The organism is Candidatus Formimonas warabiya (assembly GCF_002777255.1).
GTDB classification, from domain to species: Bacteria; Bacillota; Dehalobacteriia; order Dehalobacteriales; family Dehalobacteriaceae; genus Formimonas; species Formimonas warabiya.
In genome coordinates this window covers 5874163-5890106 of the sequence record NZ_CP017634.1, presented here as the reverse complement: position 1 = coordinate 5890106, position 15944 = coordinate 5874163, and the positions used below count along the sequence as shown (strand labels likewise).

General features: G+C 45.1%; 12 protein-coding genes. All 12 read right to left on the bottom strand.

Going from position 1 to position 15944, the window contains the following annotated elements; genetic code table 11:
• Nucleotides 1–60: 60 nt before the first annotated feature.
• Nucleotides 61–873: a GNAT family N-acetyltransferase gene (locus DCMF_RS26495; RefSeq protein ID WP_148138090.1), complete on the bottom strand. Its 813-nt coding sequence runs from the start codon at nt 871–873 to the stop codon at nt 61–63.
• Between the two features lie 120 nt (nt 874–993).
• Complete coding sequence (locus tag DCMF_RS26490) at nt 994–2715, bottom strand: uracil-xanthine permease family protein (RefSeq protein ID WP_148137221.1); 1722 nt, start codon at nt 2713–2715, stop codon at nt 994–996.
• Nucleotides 2716–2861: 146 nt separating this feature from the next.
• Nucleotides 2862–4772, bottom strand: coding sequence for an oligoendopeptidase F (gene pepF / locus DCMF_RS26485; RefSeq protein WP_148137220.1), 1911 nt, complete (start codon nt 4770–4772; stop codon nt 2862–2864).
• Between the two features lie 186 nt (nt 4773–4958).
• On the bottom strand, nt 4959–5432 hold the full coding sequence (locus tag DCMF_RS26480) for a (2Fe-2S)-binding protein (protein ID WP_148137219.1): 474 nt from the start codon (nt 5430–5432) through the stop codon (nt 4959–4961).
• Between the two features lie 30 nt (nt 5433–5462).
• Nucleotides 5463–7718, bottom strand: a complete 2256-nt coding sequence (locus tag DCMF_RS26475; RefSeq protein WP_148137218.1) for a xanthine dehydrogenase family protein molybdopterin-binding subunit — start codon at nt 7716–7718, stop codon at nt 5463–5465.
• A 53-nt stretch (nt 7719–7771) separates the two neighbouring features.
• Entirely contained in the window at nt 7772–8149 is a 378-nt protein-coding gene (locus DCMF_RS26470; RefSeq protein WP_148137217.1) for a RidA family protein, read from the bottom strand.
• Nucleotides 8149–8598, bottom strand: a complete 450-nt coding sequence (locus DCMF_RS26465) for an aconitase X swivel domain-containing protein (protein ID WP_148137216.1) — start codon at nt 8596–8598, stop codon at nt 8149–8151. Before DCMF_RS26465 ends, DCMF_RS26470 begins: the two co-directional genes overlap by 1 nt.
• Entirely contained in the window at nt 8595–9806 is a 1212-nt protein-coding gene (locus DCMF_RS26460) for an aconitase X catalytic domain-containing protein (protein WP_418219612.1), read from the bottom strand. Before DCMF_RS26460 ends, DCMF_RS26465 begins: the two co-directional genes overlap by 4 nt.
• 167 nt (nt 9807–9973) lie before the next feature.
• On the bottom strand, nt 9974–11425 hold the full coding sequence (locus DCMF_RS26455) for a trimethylamine methyltransferase family protein (RefSeq protein WP_148137214.1): 1452 nt from the start codon (nt 11423–11425) through the stop codon (nt 9974–9976).
• Between the two features lie 20 nt (nt 11426–11445).
• Nucleotides 11446–12870 carry a trimethylamine methyltransferase family protein gene (locus tag DCMF_RS26450; RefSeq protein ID WP_148137213.1) on the bottom strand — a complete coding sequence of 475 codons (1425 nt, stop codon included), beginning with the start codon at nt 12868–12870 and terminating at the stop codon, nt 11446–11448.
• A 341-nt stretch (nt 12871–13211) separates the two neighbouring features.
• Nucleotides 13212–14873 carry a methyl-accepting chemotaxis protein gene (locus DCMF_RS26445; RefSeq protein ID WP_236860128.1) on the bottom strand — a complete coding sequence of 554 codons (1662 nt, stop codon included), beginning with the start codon at nt 14871–14873 and terminating at the stop codon, nt 13212–13214.
• A gap of 270 nt (nt 14874–15143) precedes the next feature.
• Complete coding sequence (locus DCMF_RS26440) at nt 15144–15932, bottom strand: aspartate/glutamate racemase family protein (RefSeq protein WP_148137212.1); 789 nt, start codon at nt 15930–15932, stop codon at nt 15144–15146.
• Nucleotides 15933–15944: the final 12 nt, after the last annotated feature.

The following is a 15944-nucleotide window of genomic DNA, read 5'->3' as shown; positions in this document are numbered from 1 at the left end:
TCTAAGATTTTCCCATTCCTTGCTCATCTTCAGAGCATTATTGGTGCAAAGATACAGCTTTTATCCCAGTTCAAAACTTGTCACCCCAAAAATCTTGTGCAGGGGCAAAAGGGGCGGTTGCCCGTAATACATTCTGGCCGTTTCAAAAACCGGCTGAAGATGATACCGCTCCGCTAGATTTACAGCGGGTATGTTAAGCTCAGGAACATCAAGAACAACATCGGCTCCGGGGACACGAGCAGCTAACGCACAAAATAATTGATCCGCCGTCTCTTCATCCTCGGCAAAAAGGGGCCCGATTTTATAGCCCTGAGCGCATGGGCGCAGGACCCCATAACCGGCTAATTTTCCCTGCGCCAAAACTGCCCGGGATGAACTTCCCGGCTGCCCGATCCAGGCCTGTAAAAAGCGGGGCCGGGGAACGCCGAACATTTTGCGGTCATATTCCACCACATCGGCAAAAGGAACCTGTGTCAGGTCGGAAACTTTTCCTGTCTGAAAGTCGCCGCACCGGCCGGAAAAACGAATATTGCGGTACGCCAGTTGGAAGCCGGAGTCGGCATAATTATCCTGCTGGGCCAATACCCCGTCTAAACCGATGGTACGTCCTTTCAGGTAGTGCAGCGCCGTTTGCCACAGTTTAAGTCCTAATCCCTTGCCCCGGTACTCCGGTTTCACGATATAAAAACCTAAAAAACCATATGCCGGCCCATAGGAAACGGCAGAAATACATCCCACAGGCTGCCCGTCCCATTCTCCCAGAAAAAATCCCTGGGGATCTGCCGCATAAAAACACTCGGCATCATGGTATCCCGGGTTCCACCCCTCCGCGGCCGCCCACTCTACAGCCAAATCCACATCTTTTCGTGTCATCGTTCTCACCCGAAAAGCCTCCTGCTCTTTCCCCAAGAAGAAACCCCCTTCATGTAAAAAATGTATGTGCCATGCTTATTTTTATGCCCGGGATCCTCTTCACGGATCACAGCCTATGCCTTAATGATCCAAATGCAGCTTAACGTAACACCTGTCATTCTTCATTTGGGCATGCACACCGTCCACATACCGCCGGACCAAAAAACCAGCTAATTTGGCAAAAGCCTGGTCATCGGCAAACAATTCTTCCGGGCTGGGGCGTGCGGAAGGAATCTCCATCAGAATGCCTTCATAATTGAGTTCCACATCCAGATTCATTTCATCAAAGCTCACTTGGACGATGGCCTTTCCTTGGGACAACCCAAAATTATGGATTGTTTCCAGGGATTCATTGATCGCCATTACCGCCCGGTGCACAACCTCCCGCCGGGCTCCCCAGGCGGCGCCCTGTTTTTCCATAAAGTTTAAGATTTCTTCATAGTTGGATACTCCCGGTTCCAGTTGAATCGACTGATGTTTTTTTACCCCGATGCGCAAAATAAGGTTCAGCACAACCACCGAGACCGTAGCGAGGGAAAGAGGAGAATCAAAAACCGGTTCCAGCCAGTCGGGAACAATCGCATAGATACCGGGAACCATGGCACTAAGCCCAAGGATCAGGGATATCCCCACAATGAAGGTTTTCCGGGTATCAATCAGGCGCGAAACGATAATTTGGATTCCTGCCAATATCATAAAGCTCACTGCAAAGATCAGGGCCGCACCCATCACCGGCCGGGGAATGATCGTAAATACAGCGGCCAGTTTCGGAAAAAACGCCAGGAAAATAAAAATCCCCCCTGCCGCCCAGGCAATACGCCGGCTGGTCGCTCCTACAGCCACCGACAGCCCAATATTTGCCGAGTAGGATGCTTGCCCCATGCCGCCGATAAAACCTCCTACGGTAGCCGCAAGCCCATCGGCAAAAATTCCTCCCCGGATGGAAGTCCAGTCAGGCCGTTTCCAATTCGCATCATTTATTTTCTGGCAGGTAGTAATATCCCCTACATTCTTCAGCGTAGAACAAATGACCGCAATAAAAAAAGGCAAAACCAGATCCGGCCGAAAAGAAAAACCCCACACTTTGGGAAAAGGAATCGAAAATACAGCGGCCTGGGAAACCTGGACCAGCTCAGTTTCCGTCAACACGCCCAGCACCATGGCACTGAAATAACCAACAATCATGCCGATCAACACGGAGTACATTCTTATCTGTCCTTTACCCCACACATTCATGCCGATCATCGCCATCAAGGTAATTAGGGCCACCATAAGTTCCCCGCTGCTGGTAATCAGATCCGTACCGCCGATTCCCATAAAATTGCTCACTGCTAAGGGAATCACAGAAATACCTACCATGGCGACAATAACTCCTGTTACTTCGGAAGGAAAAAGAAATCGTACCCGGTAAATAATCCGGGACAAAAATACTTCAAACAATCCGGCCACCACCGTCATACCAAAAAGAAGCTGCACGCCGCCCAAACGGGCAGCAAGAATAGAAGCAGCCAGAAATGAAGGATCCGGCCCTTCCGGGCACAAGTAGCCCGAACCTACAGGACCTTTGCGCAAAGATTGAAAAATCGTGCCCAGTCCGCCTGCAATCATGGACAGGCTTACAATAGCCTGTGTCGCTTCCGGAGACCCGCCTATGGCACGCAAAACAACTACCGGAAACACAATGCCGATAGACATCACAAAGACATGTTGGAGCCCAAGGAAAAACATGGCTCCCCAAGGCGGCATCTCCTCAAGGCCATAAATGAGGTTTGACGGTTTCAAAGCCGTTTTTTTAGCCTCCATTCAGATCACTCCACATCTCACATCTGTTCCCAGGACAGGGGAAAAAATCTTTTCTGTGAAAAATTCCACAATTTCTATTAAATTCCTCTATTTCAGACAAGTTCCTTTCATTTTTTCAAACCAGTATTCTCTTTTTTTAGGTATATTCATTTTCCATTCTTTTTTTCCATAATTCTTTCCATTTCATCCACCAGTTTCCCAAACTCTGCTAAAAGGTCGTCGACCGGCCTGGTGGATGTCATATCCACATTGGCCGCCTTTAAGACCTCGATGGGGTAATCACTGCTTCCGGCTTTCAAAAATTCCAGGTATTTTGCCTTAGCAGAAGCAGTATCTCCCTCTGTGCCGGTCATATTTTCCACCATTTCGTTGGCAGCGGAAATAGCGGTAGCATATTTGTAGACATAGAAATCCATATAGAAATGGGGCACTCTGGCCCACCACATATCCGCAAGTTCGTCTGCCTCAAAATTTTCCCCATAATATTTGACCATGAGGGATTTCCAAATTCCGCGCAAAGTTTCCGCAGAAAGGGCCCCTCCTTTTTCTACCCTTTCATGAATGGTCTTTTCAAATTCGGCATACATCACCTGGGTATATACATTGCCTCTGATCAGTTCAACCAGACTATTGATGAAATAAAGCTTCTCATCATCGTTTTGGGCATGGGCGATCAAATACTTCAGCATCAAAATCTCATTTGTGGTGGAAGCTACTTCTGCCGTAAAGATGGGTATCCCGCTGTTGGTATATTTTTGTGTGGAACAGGTATAGTAATGATTTAGCGCATGTCCCATTTCATGAGCCAGGGTCAGCATGGCATCTGCAGAATCGTTCTGGTTCAGCAATACATAGGGGTGGGTATCATAGGCGCCCCATTGATAACCTCCGGTGGCCTTGTTCTCCGTTTCATAAACATCAATCCACCGGCTGTCAAAACCTTTTTGCAGGTCGCGGATATAATCATCACCCAGGGGCTTCAATCCTTCCAGAAGCATTTTTTTCGCTTCCTCATAGGGTATTTTTATCTCATAATCCTTAACCAGGGGAACATACATATCATATATATGCACCTTGTCCAGGCCCAGTACCTTTTTTCTTAGATCCACGTATTTGTGCAAGTATCCCGTATTGTCGTTTACTGCCTTGACCAGGTTGTCGTAAACCTGAACAGGGATGAACTCCGACGTGAGGGACGCCTCAAGAGCAGAATCGTATTTTCTTGCTTTGGCAAAGAAAATATTCTTTTTAACCTCCCCTTCAATTAAGGCGGCAAAAGTATTTTTATTTTCTGCAAAGGAACTGAAGGTCCCTTCAAAAGCTCTTTTTCGATAATCCCTGTTTTTACTCTCCAGGGCAGCGGCATAAATACCTGGGGATAGCTGGACCTTGGCGCCGTTTTCATCCAGTATTTCGGGATATGTCATATCGGCTACCCTCAATTTGTCATAGATACTTGACGGGGAGCCTGAGAAATCGGCCAGGGCGGCCAAGAGCTCTTCTTCAGGACGGGAAAGGGTATGGGCCTTTTGTTTTAATAATGCGTCCAGAAACAGCTTATAATCCTGAAGTGCGGGCTGACTCATATATTCTTTGATGGTATTCTCCGGATAGGTAAGCAGCTCAGAGCCGATAAAAGCGGTGGCTGTCAAAACTTCCGCGTATAAAGCATCCGTTTGGGAGCTCAGTTCGGAGGCGGCATTATCCGCCATATTTTCATCAGATTTCATATGGGCATAAACATAAAGCTTATCCATCAGTCTCATCATGTCATCTCTCAATTGGAGGCATTTCAGCAGGCTGTCCCCACTGGTAAGTTTTCCGTTAAATTTCTTCATTTCAGGTATGTACTTATTTTTCAGCTTGCTCAGGTCGGCCTTCACCGCCTCCTGGTCCTGGTAAATGTCCTCCAGGTTCCACTTATACTGATCCTCTACATCGCTTCTCTTCAGAACTCCGGTTTCGGCAAAGGCGAAAGTACGGCTAAGCAGAATAACTGCCATCAGCACCATTATTACGGTTAGTTTCTTCATATGTTTTGTTTTCTCGTTTGACATGGAAACCTCTCCTTCAGATTGTTTTTCCTATTTATACGAAAAAAAACAAATGCATTACATAAAAAGTATATATTTTTAGCACTACAATTTCTAGTATATTCCTCTATCTTATTTTAGTTCCTAAAATAGCAAATAAAAAAGCAGAGAACGCATCTCTGCTCCCTACCCATATCTAAAATAATTAAATTATTTTCCGTTATCCCCATGCTCTTCCGCCACATTTTTAATGGCGGCAATGATTTTGTTATAACCCGTACACCGGCATAGATTCCCTGCGATAGCATCCGTGATTTCCTTTTCCGTAGGATGAGGGTTTTTCATCAATAAAGCTTTTGCCGACATCAGCATACCCGGAGTACAATACCCGCACTGCACTGCTCCATGACCTATAAATGACTTTTGCAGGGGATCCAGCACGCCGTTTTGGGCCAGCCCTTCCACTGTAATCACTTCTTTATCTCTCACCTGGGCGGCAAGAACCAGGCAGGAATTCACTGCTTTGCCGTCTAAAATTACGGTGCAAGAACCACACTCTCCTTCACCGCATCCTTCCTTGGTCCCGGTTAAGTTTAAGTTATCTCTCAGAATATCAATCAGTCTTTTTCTCGGATCTACATCAATCTTGTACAATTTTCCGTTTACATGAAATGTAATCTGCATATCTCCTCACCCTTTGCCAGATAATTACCCTTACCTGATCGCCATCACGATTTTTTTCGGCGTCAAGGGAAGAAGGGACAAATCTGTCCCCAGAGCATGATTGACGGCATTTACCACGGCTGCAGCCACAGGAACTACGGCCACTTCGCCTATCCCTTTTGCGCCAAAGGGACCGTCATCTCCTCCCCGTTCCAGCAAAAGCACCCGGACCTTTGGCATGTCTGGGGCATTGATGACATGATAATTTTTCAAGCTGTCATTGATCACCTGTCCTCTCGCATTTAGAGCGATTTCTTCACATAAGGCATAGCCGATTCCCATTTGTACCGCACCCTGTACCTGGCCTTCACACATGCTGCGGTTAATCACCTGTCCGATATCGTGAACAGCCAAATAATCGGTGACTTTTACTAATCCGGTTGACCTATCCACCTTGACCTCGGCAAAATGCGCCCCATAGGCACCCGGGTTGGAAACACCATGATAGGTTTCGGTAGCGATAATATCCAGATGATACTTATTTTTAGAAATGATGCCAATCTCCTTAAAACTAAGGTGCAGCTTCTTATCTTTCATATAGCAGACTTGCCCATTTTGAATTTTTAAATATTGTTTGGGCACTTGTAAGGTCCGGGAAGCCACATCCAAAATCTGATCCCTGACCCGGTTTGCCACTTTTAAGGTGCATACGCCGCAAACATAGGTTACTCTGGTCCCGTATGAGCCAAAATCATAGGGACTGCTGTCCGTATCGGCTTCCAAAACAAGAATCTGCTCCGGATCAATACCGAGAGCTTCCCCGGCGATGATCCTTAAAGACTGCACGGATCCGCATCCCAAATCCTGGACGGCCGTATTTAAGACAAATGTGCCATCCTCATTCATTTTCAGCGTCATGGTGCTGAATTCCGGCCCGCCGCCATACATACTGGTTTTATGAGCCGCGCAGGCAAAGCCTACACCAATGCGGAATCTTCCCGTTCCGCTTGATCCAGGATATCTCCCATACCAATCAAACTCTGCGGCCCCTTTTTCCAGGCATTCAATAATCCCGGCATTTCCTAAAGATATTTTGCTTACGGGATCCATATCATAGGGGTGGACCAAATTTTGTAATCTAAATGTCACCGGATCCATTTTTAACTTTTTCGCAATCTGATCCATCTGCACTTCCACGGCGGTAAAAAACTCCGGTGACCCCCACCCTCTCATGGCTCCGGAAACGGGACAGTTGGTATAGACAGATTTTGCCTGATAGTTAACGTGGGGTATTCGGTATAGTTTCGCAATTTTACCCATGGTACCCCCAATGTAATCCATGGCATTGGTGGCATAAGCTCCGGCATCCAAAACCGCGTCAATATCACATTTGAGCAGTTTCCCATCTGGGGAACACGTCGTTCTCAACCTGGTTTCCACTTCCGGCCTGGTCATGGTGGATAAGATGCATTCTTTCCGGTTTAGTTTCAACATCACCGTAGACCGGGTTTCCTTCGCCAAAAAGGCGGCCAAAGGCTCCAAAATCGCTTCTTGTTTTCCCCCAAATGACCCGCCCACGGGAGTCTTAATCACCCTGACCTTGTTGTAGCTTAGGCCTAAAAAGTCAGCAACGATCGTTCTCACGGCAAAAGCCCCCTGGCAGGAAGACCAGATAGTAATTTTCCCGGAAAAATCATACTGGGCTACGCAAACGTGTGTTTCCATGGTGGCATGATGGGTTTTGGGCGTACGAACGGTACTTTCCAAGATCACCTGATTGCCTTCAGCATCTTCCCCATCCTGATCCCCATCACCGATGGTATATCCATATTGATGAATTAAGTTTCCGGTTTCATGAATCTTCGTCTCACTCTCTAAGGCATCCGATAAATCCGTGACAGCAGGCAGTTCCTCATATTTCACGTCAATCAATTTGATCCCTTCCTGGGCAATGTCCGCATCTTCCGCCACAACCACAGCTACCCAGTCCCCATAATAGCGAACTTTCCTGGGAAATAGCACCTGATCTGCCGGACAGTTTTCTTGCTCAGGTAAAAGCCTATATCGACTAAAGGAAGTGCTGGGAGAATTTTTATAAGAAAAAACTTTTACTACCCCTGGAAGTTCTTCTGCTTTTTGGGTATCAATTTCTTTAATTATTCCATGGGCAATGGGGCTGAGTAATAATTTGGCATGAAGCATACCGGGAAATTTCATATCACCGGCATAAACTAATCCCCCGGTTACTTTACCGAGGGCATCATGAATCGGATAACTCCTGCCCACATAATCAAAATTCTCTTTCACCTATGCCCACCTCCATCATCCCACTTATATTATGCGCACTTCTGCCCTGCTGGTCAACCGGTAAAGGCAATGGCATCGATTTCAATCATGATATTGTTGATCAGATTACATCCCACTGTGGCCCGGGCCGGTTTGGGATCCGGAAAGTACTGGGCGTATACCTGGTTAAACCGGGCAAAATCATTTAAATCCTGCAAAAAAACATGGACCTGAACCACATCTTCCGGTTTGCCTCCCGCTTCCGCCAATATGGCCAGGACATTTTCCACCGTATATTTGGTTTGTTCCTCAATGGTAGTACCTTTCACCTCGTGGGTCACAGGATCTTCCGGACCCTGGCCGGAGATAAAAATCCAGTCGCCTACCTTTACAGCGGGAGAGTATGCGCCCATCGGCTGAGGTGCCTTCGAGGAAAAAATCGCCTGTTTCATCACGCATTTCCTTTCTGCCCGGAATGGTTCCTTTGCGGCACGATCATGACGGTCCCTGCATCGGCATCCACCCGCAGGTAGTCTCCGTTTTTCACCGTCCGGTAAAACTTTTCTTCTACCCGGTCCACCAAAGGAATCTCCATAATGATGGCACTGGTGACCAGAATCGTATCCGGCCGTTCAATGATCATGGCTTTCGGCGCGTTATTTCTGGTTAAAAGCTGGTACAACCCGTCCACTTGGACAGAAGAGCTGCCTTTCCCGGCCGGAAAAACCAGTATCTTGCCTGCCACGCTTTGCCCTTCCAGATCGTGTCCCTTTTCGATGATCCGGCCCGTTTTGGGATCGCAAAGATAAAAAAGAATATCCTCTTGGGAGATTAAAGCCTCACCTTCGACCTTTCCCTCCGAAATTTTATGACAGGAAAAAGTAATGTTTTCTTCCTTCATGACACTTCCCCCTTTAATGCGGCATCCACACAAGACCGGAGATCTCTGATGATAAATTCAAGTCCTCTTCTTTTGGTGTAGTAAGCACATTTAGGCGAATCGGTGACTCCCACTTTTCCCTCCAGGTGATGCCAGCAGGGTTGGTCAATACAGGTATTATCCAGAATATGGCCTCCCGAGTTTTCAATAGTCTCTGTCAGTCCCATGCGGTCGGCCAGCTCTTTCGTCAAACTGGAGGTGAGAATCCACATCTCGGCAGCCAGTTTCTTTCCATGCACCATCTGGGCGATTTCCCGGACCTGGTTGATGGTGAAATGAGGACAGCCAAACATGGCAAAAGCGATTTTTCCCTCCGGATGCGAAATATTTTGGTGTACTTCCGCCAAATCCTCGTTCGTAATCACGACCGTGCGGGCAGGATCTTTCCCCCCGAAAGCATCCTCGATCGTTTGCGCTTCCGGAGTTACCCCCACAACATGATAAATGGCATAGGCACCGATGGTGTTGAGCTGTGCGCCCAGATTCATTAAGGCTTCCTGAGAAGGATGCGCGGGGAGGCCAACGAAAACCGGTACGCCGTAACCAATCTTTTTCGCACAATAGCCTAAGAGCTGATAATCAAAATCATTTTTGATGTCCGCCTCAACTTGGACGAGAATATTTCCTGTGCGGTTTTCCTCCAGCAAGTAGCCATATTCAGGAACCCGCCCCGTAATGGCGGCACACAAGGAGCTTTGCACAGACTCCCGGTTCGTTCTGGCCCCGATCACAGAATTCACATAGGCCGTAGCACTGGTCTCAGAATAAGAAATAATTTCTCCGAAACGGGGGACATTTGCCTCTAAGTAAGGGGTACAGGAAAAAGTAAGGATGGCACCTATTTCCTGATAGGCTTTTCTGGTTCTTTCCATCAATTCTCCATCTTCAGTCGAGATGGACAAATGCTCCCGGCAAAATTCCAGATGAAAACCAGGGTTAACGGTGGGAGCAATCCTGCACCTGGCACCTGCTTTCAACAATTTTTCCACGAACCAAAGGTCCGCTTCCTGGTTGCTCAGGGCAACATGGGCCTTGCTTATTTCCACCATGCGGGGAGCATCAAAGCACTCTCCTACCGCAACCTGGATTTTCATCGCCAAAGCAGTTCCCGCACCATATTCTCCGGCCAGCATCGCTTTTTCTTCATCGGTTAAATACAAAAATCCCACTCCTCTCCTGCCATCCATGACAATGAAACCATCTTTGTTTTTGCAAGTAGAAAGAGATGTGGTCGCCTGGGGCTGATGCCTCAGGCGACCGATACGGATGCCAAACCTGCATGGGTCTAACATCCCAGTGCTGGGGTTAAAAGTGAAAACAAAGGATTTCCAAATATTTACTTCAAGGCCTTTCTTGCCCGGTCCAAAATAGCTTCAATTTCCTGATCTATTTTTTCCGGCAGGGGCTCGGGACGGTAGGTTTCCAAAATTCTTTGCACTTTCTGATGAGCCCGCTCACCCATGGTGGTGCTTCCTTTGGTCTTCCAATTATCATAGGCGTTATAATCCGACAGTTCTCCGCTCCAGTCTTCCCTCAAATGCTGAAAGGTATGTTCATCGCCCATGTAGTTTCCGCCATGGCCTACTCTTTTAATGGCATCAAAAGCGAGATAATCCTCATTGGTTTCCACTTTTGTCACGGTGGCTTTGGTACGACCGATAATCTCATCACAAATCACTAAGTGTTCGAAAGAAATGCTCAGGCCGAAGTCCATATAACCCACATCATGGGTAATATTGCATCCCTGCAGGGCAGCCATCAAAATAAATTGGGAAGCTTCCATGGTGCTCTGGTCATCACAGATCTTGGAAGCGCCGTCGCCCGCCTCGCCCCAGGAAGGAAGCTCATAGAATCTGGCCATATCGCAGGAACCGCCCTGGATTTGAATTTCGGTAGGGGAAGCATAAACGGATTGCATGGTTCTCATATCCATGGGTCCATTGCCGTAACCAAATAGGAAAGGAGCCCCCGGACTCTTGAGCTGGTGAATGACCAAACCCAGCAAACATTCCGCATTATTCAATAGAATTGTTCCTCCGGCGGTAACCGGCGTCGTCCCCCCGGACACGCCCCCGGCGGCATAGTTCACAGGCATTCTGGTTTCCGCGCATAATAACAGCTTATCGATGGCATCAAAAGAATTAACCAGGGGAGAACTAGGTTCGGTGTATACGGCAAAATAAGGCTTTTTCTGCAGCTGCTCCAAACCGCCCCGGATCGCGGATGCCATGTCGATCACATCTCTTAAATCATTGACATCATCGCAGACCACGATCTGAGGTTTTTTTGATTTTCTGATCATCACCGCGTATTGTTCCCTGGTATTCATTCTGATATCGACATCAGAGATCAAGCCCATCGACATGACAAAATCAATGTGTTCCAGGTAGTCGCACAAGGTAATGCCATTTTCTACATCTTTCTTTTTCCAGCGGCGTCTTTCCCGGGTGCCGTATTCAATTAAATGGGGCGTATCGGATCCGGTGCCGAAATATACGTTGCGGTTTTCTACATGCATAGCCGCATTTCCATCCCGATCATATAAGGTAAATCTGGACGGGGCTCTCCTGATCGCCCATTCCACCAGGGAAGCCGGAATAAAAACTTTATCTCCCTCTTCCACAAAGGCCCCGGCATCTTTTAACAGTTTTAAAGCTTCTTCGTGATGCACAACCATGCCGATCTCTTCCAGAATACGGCAGCTTTTGGAGTGAATCTCTCTCGTTTGGGCCGGCGTAAGCGTATTGTACATTATTTCCGTTTCTTGATAAGTTTTTCCCAGATACATGCGCTTTCATCTCTCCTTGATTATAAATTATAGTATTGTTGAAGATATTTATTTAAATCTTTCTCCAGGGACTTTTCCAACTCAGGCGGTTGATAATGGTCGATCATTTCCTTTACTTTTTCATGAGCCCGGCAGTATGCCTCTTTTTTCCCCTCTTTCTCCCAGAGATCATAAGAAACCCGGGAAAATACGAAAGGCTGAGAGAATTCGTCCCGAAAATGTCGGAAAGTATGTTCTTCGGTGACAAACTGACCCCGGGGGCCTACTTTTTTAATTAAATCTGCACCCATCATTTCTTCTGAAAACTCTACGGGTCTGAAAAAACGTCTCACATATGCCGCAATTTCCGCGTCAAGAACCAGTTTTTCCAGAGATCCAATATTCCAACTGCCCATCGCCCCCAGTCCCGGTAATAGATTAAGCCCGCCCCGTACCGCATTCATATATTGAAAAGCTGATTCCGCGCCGGCTTGAAAATCCACACTGTTGGCATCCGTCAGGCCAACATTCCCCCGGGTGGGCAACCCATAATAACGTGCGATTTGCGCCGACGCAATTTCGATGATTCTTGTTTCGGGGGTCCCAATTGGTGCACTGGCGTTTTTCATATTCGCTACTGTGCCGATACACCCATAAAGCACCGGGCACCCCGGATTAATCAATTGTGATAATACCAGTGTCCCAAGTATCTCACAGTTTTGGGAGATCAGCAGGCCTGGAATGGTGCAGGGTGCCGTCATCCCCGCAATCGGCATCGGACTGATCGCCAGTGCGACTCCTGACTCACACAATTCCATCAATCGGTCTGATTCCAACTCAGACAGTCCTAGAGGAGAAACCGGATTGATAAAGTTTAGCCCGTATACCATCCCATTTCGAGCATCTTCTTTCATTTGTTTTCGGTCAAGACCAAATAATATCGCTAACAGGCCTCCCCCGCCCAAATCAACATCATTAACAGGCTTGTCTGTATACTTAATGGCATACAATACTTTCCACATGGGTTGATCCCTGGGAATATCGGAGGCGGCTGCCAATTCCAGATTAAAATCTAATCCATCCAGCATTTGAATCAGCTTCAGGGAATTAAAATAATCCCCTTTTTTTGCAAACCTTAATGATCCATCATAGTCCAATATATAAGGAGCACCCCCACTAGGCCCGAAAGCAAAGCTATCCCCTCCTATTTCCAGATTATGCCGAGGATTTCGTGCCCGTAACAAAAATTTTGCAGGAATACTTTTCAGGGCATCTTCAATAACCTGCCTCGTGAAATATACAATCTCTCCGTCCACGCGCAGACCATGGTGTTTCAGGACTTCCCTCGCCCGATCGGATTCAAACCACATACCGGTATGAGCCAAAATTTCCAGCGTTTTTTCATGGATTAAATCCAAATCCTGGGTACTCAAGGGATGCAATCTGTCAAATAATGTTGTCCCCATCTTCACCCCCCTTTCTTTTCTTAACTATTGGTTCTATTTAAGAAGCATCCGCGAATAATACTATGCAAAATGCATACCAACATTTAAATGCAGCCCGTTCAAGGGGTTTAAAATATTTCAAATTTCCCTTCAGCAAAATTTATTTGCGTTTATGGACAGATTATTTTATCCTAAAGATTTTTACGCATGCAAATTATTTTTGCATGCTAATTTTCTTTGCGGAAGTGAAAAAAGGATCAGGATGGCACAGCTGAAATAGGCAAATTAAACATGACCAGTAACATGCGGTCCTGAATTAAAAATTTTCTTTCTTTTATCATAGGTTCTTAAAATGCTATCTGCTAGATTTGGAATTGGGTAATAGCAATTTGTAGCTTATTTGCAATATCCGCTAATTGGTTAGTTGAGCTTGCCACCTGTTGGATTGTCGTTGAGATTTGTTCGTTATTTGCAGATAATTGATCCGCGCCTTCACTAGTCTGCTTAATGCTTTGCGTAATCTCCTCAATAAGCTCAATATTTCGGTTAATTGAATGGTTAATATTTTCAAAGGCTAAACCCGTATCCCTTACCAGTGTCACCCCTTCCGTAACATCCAAAGCACTCCGTTCAATGGATTTTATAGCATCTGCTACACCTAATCGAATTTGGTTAGTCAGTTGGCTTATTTCTTTAGTGGCATTGGCAGATTGTTCGGCAAGCTTACGTACCTCTTCGGCTACAACAGCAAAACCACGTCCTTGTTCACCTGCTCTAGCGGCTTCAATAGCCGCATTTAATGCTAAGAGATTGGTCTGATCAGCAATTCCTGTAATAATTTCAGTAATGTTTCCGATTTGTGATGAAATATCTCCAAGATTTCTAATAGAATTGTTTACTTTTTGGGTAGATTCCGAAATGGAATTTATTTTTTCTACAGTCTTTTTGATCATTTCATTACCTGACGTCGCTGCTTTTACAGCTTCTTTTGATTCCATCAAGGTAGTGGTAGTTTTTTCCAAACTGGTTTCTGCCACAATGGCGACTTCATTTGTAGTGGCGGAAATTTCCTCCATGCTTCCGCTTACTTCTTCTGTAGAGGCAGCTAATTCCTCGCTATGCGCTGCAAGAGTCTGAGCATTATCCGCCACGGAAGAAATAAGTGTTTTCAGCTGGCATGACATTTCATTTAAAGTATTAGTCAGGACTCCTATCTCATCCGAAGATAGGACCTTAATTTTTTGAGTAAAATCGCCCTGGGCTAATCGTTTAGCACCGCTTATCATTTCTGAAACAGGCTTTTTAATTGATTTTGACAAAAATATACTAATTACTATCCCGATCGCAATAGAAATAATCACCAAAAAAATAGAAATATAAATTACTTGACCAACATAATTTTGTGTTGTATTTATTAACTTCTGAAAATTTGTTGTATTATTTCCAACTAGGCTCTCCAATTTTTCTGTAAGATGATCCCTTATAGGTACTAATGTTGCAGCTACACTTGTTGTTCTTTCTCTAGCTTTCAACAAGGATTCCATATCATCAGTAATTTGTTGGGCTTTAATGGTAACGATTAGGTCATTAGTAATTTTTCGTTGATATTGATTCGTTAGATCGATTATTTCTTGGATTTCTGATCTTTTATCGTCTGGAGAAATATCTAATAGCTTTTTCTCCATATTAAGTACCTTATTAATTTCGCTAAGATAAGTTCCATAATATGTGTTTTCGTTGTAGGCAATATATCCACGAATCCCGGCATCGGCTTTGAACAAATGACTTTCGATGTCCTTTTCTATTGTCAATATTTCATTTGTATTATTAATTCTACCAATATCATGACCGATTGAATTAGACAGTACAATCGAAATAACACCTGTTAAAGCCAGTAAAAATAATATTAAAGAAAAGCCAAGCACAATCTTTGTTCCAAATGTTTTCCTAAATGTTATTTTTGCAATTTGGTTTTTTACCTGGAATAATTTTGTAGTCTTTTGTTTAAGATTAATTTTTACCAATACTACCCCTTCTTTCAATAAATAGCTTCAATGATAAATAGCTGCATATTTCTCAAAAGAAAATGGTTAAAATTATCACTCATTATTAAATATAACTTCGCTGGGATGTCCCCCACCTCTAAGCTTTAGCGTAGGTGGGGGTTCCGATTTGCGAACAAGCGGTGGGCATATCCCCCGCTTCGTTGAAACGCGCAGAGGTAAGAAAAAATTTCTACAAACGAAATTTTTTCTACCGTTGCGTTATAAGTGTATGTTTCCGAGTTATGACCTTTAAACATGACCATAAAAGTCTCTATGCGCAACAACAGAATAAGCATAATCCATCAATGTACTCCAATCAAATACAGGTAAATCGATTTCTCGCTGCACAGCCCGCCCAAAAGTTGGAAAACCCGAACATTCCAGCATTAAAGCGCCCACATCAGGATTCTTCTCCACAATATCCTTACAAGCAAAGACAAAATCCCTTTCTGCCGTCTCATAATTTGCTGTAGGGACTTTAGGTCGTTTGCTATGATCCCATAAATTTGTAAATTCCGGGCAAGCATATTCATCTTCTACACCAAATATTTTTATATTACTATTCGGATCAATGCCTATATTTGTTAAATGTTCATTAGTAAAACACCATTTGAGCGCAACTGCAATAGCTACAGTTTTATCAGGGCTAATTATTTGCTGAATAAAAGGAACCTGTAATAAGCTAGACATAAACACAGGAACATTCACAACAGGAGTTACATCTTTTTGAAAAAGAGAAAAATACCCGCATTCACCAACTATCGCCCTGCAGCCCATTTTCTCCAGCTTCTTAGCGGCCTTGATTACAGATTTCCGGCATAATTCAATATCTGTCCCAAAAACTAAAGTTTCATTATTTACACCTTCCGCGATTTCATACTGAATTGGGTAGGGAAATGCACTGGGATTTCTAACATCTCCCGGAAAAGCCGGCGGATCATCATCAAATAAAATAACGCCCAGACCCATACCATGACTTTTATTATTTGCCTTCGATCTAACTCTTGTAATGCCATAATCTCTGCTTTGATGAATCATACTATCATCCTC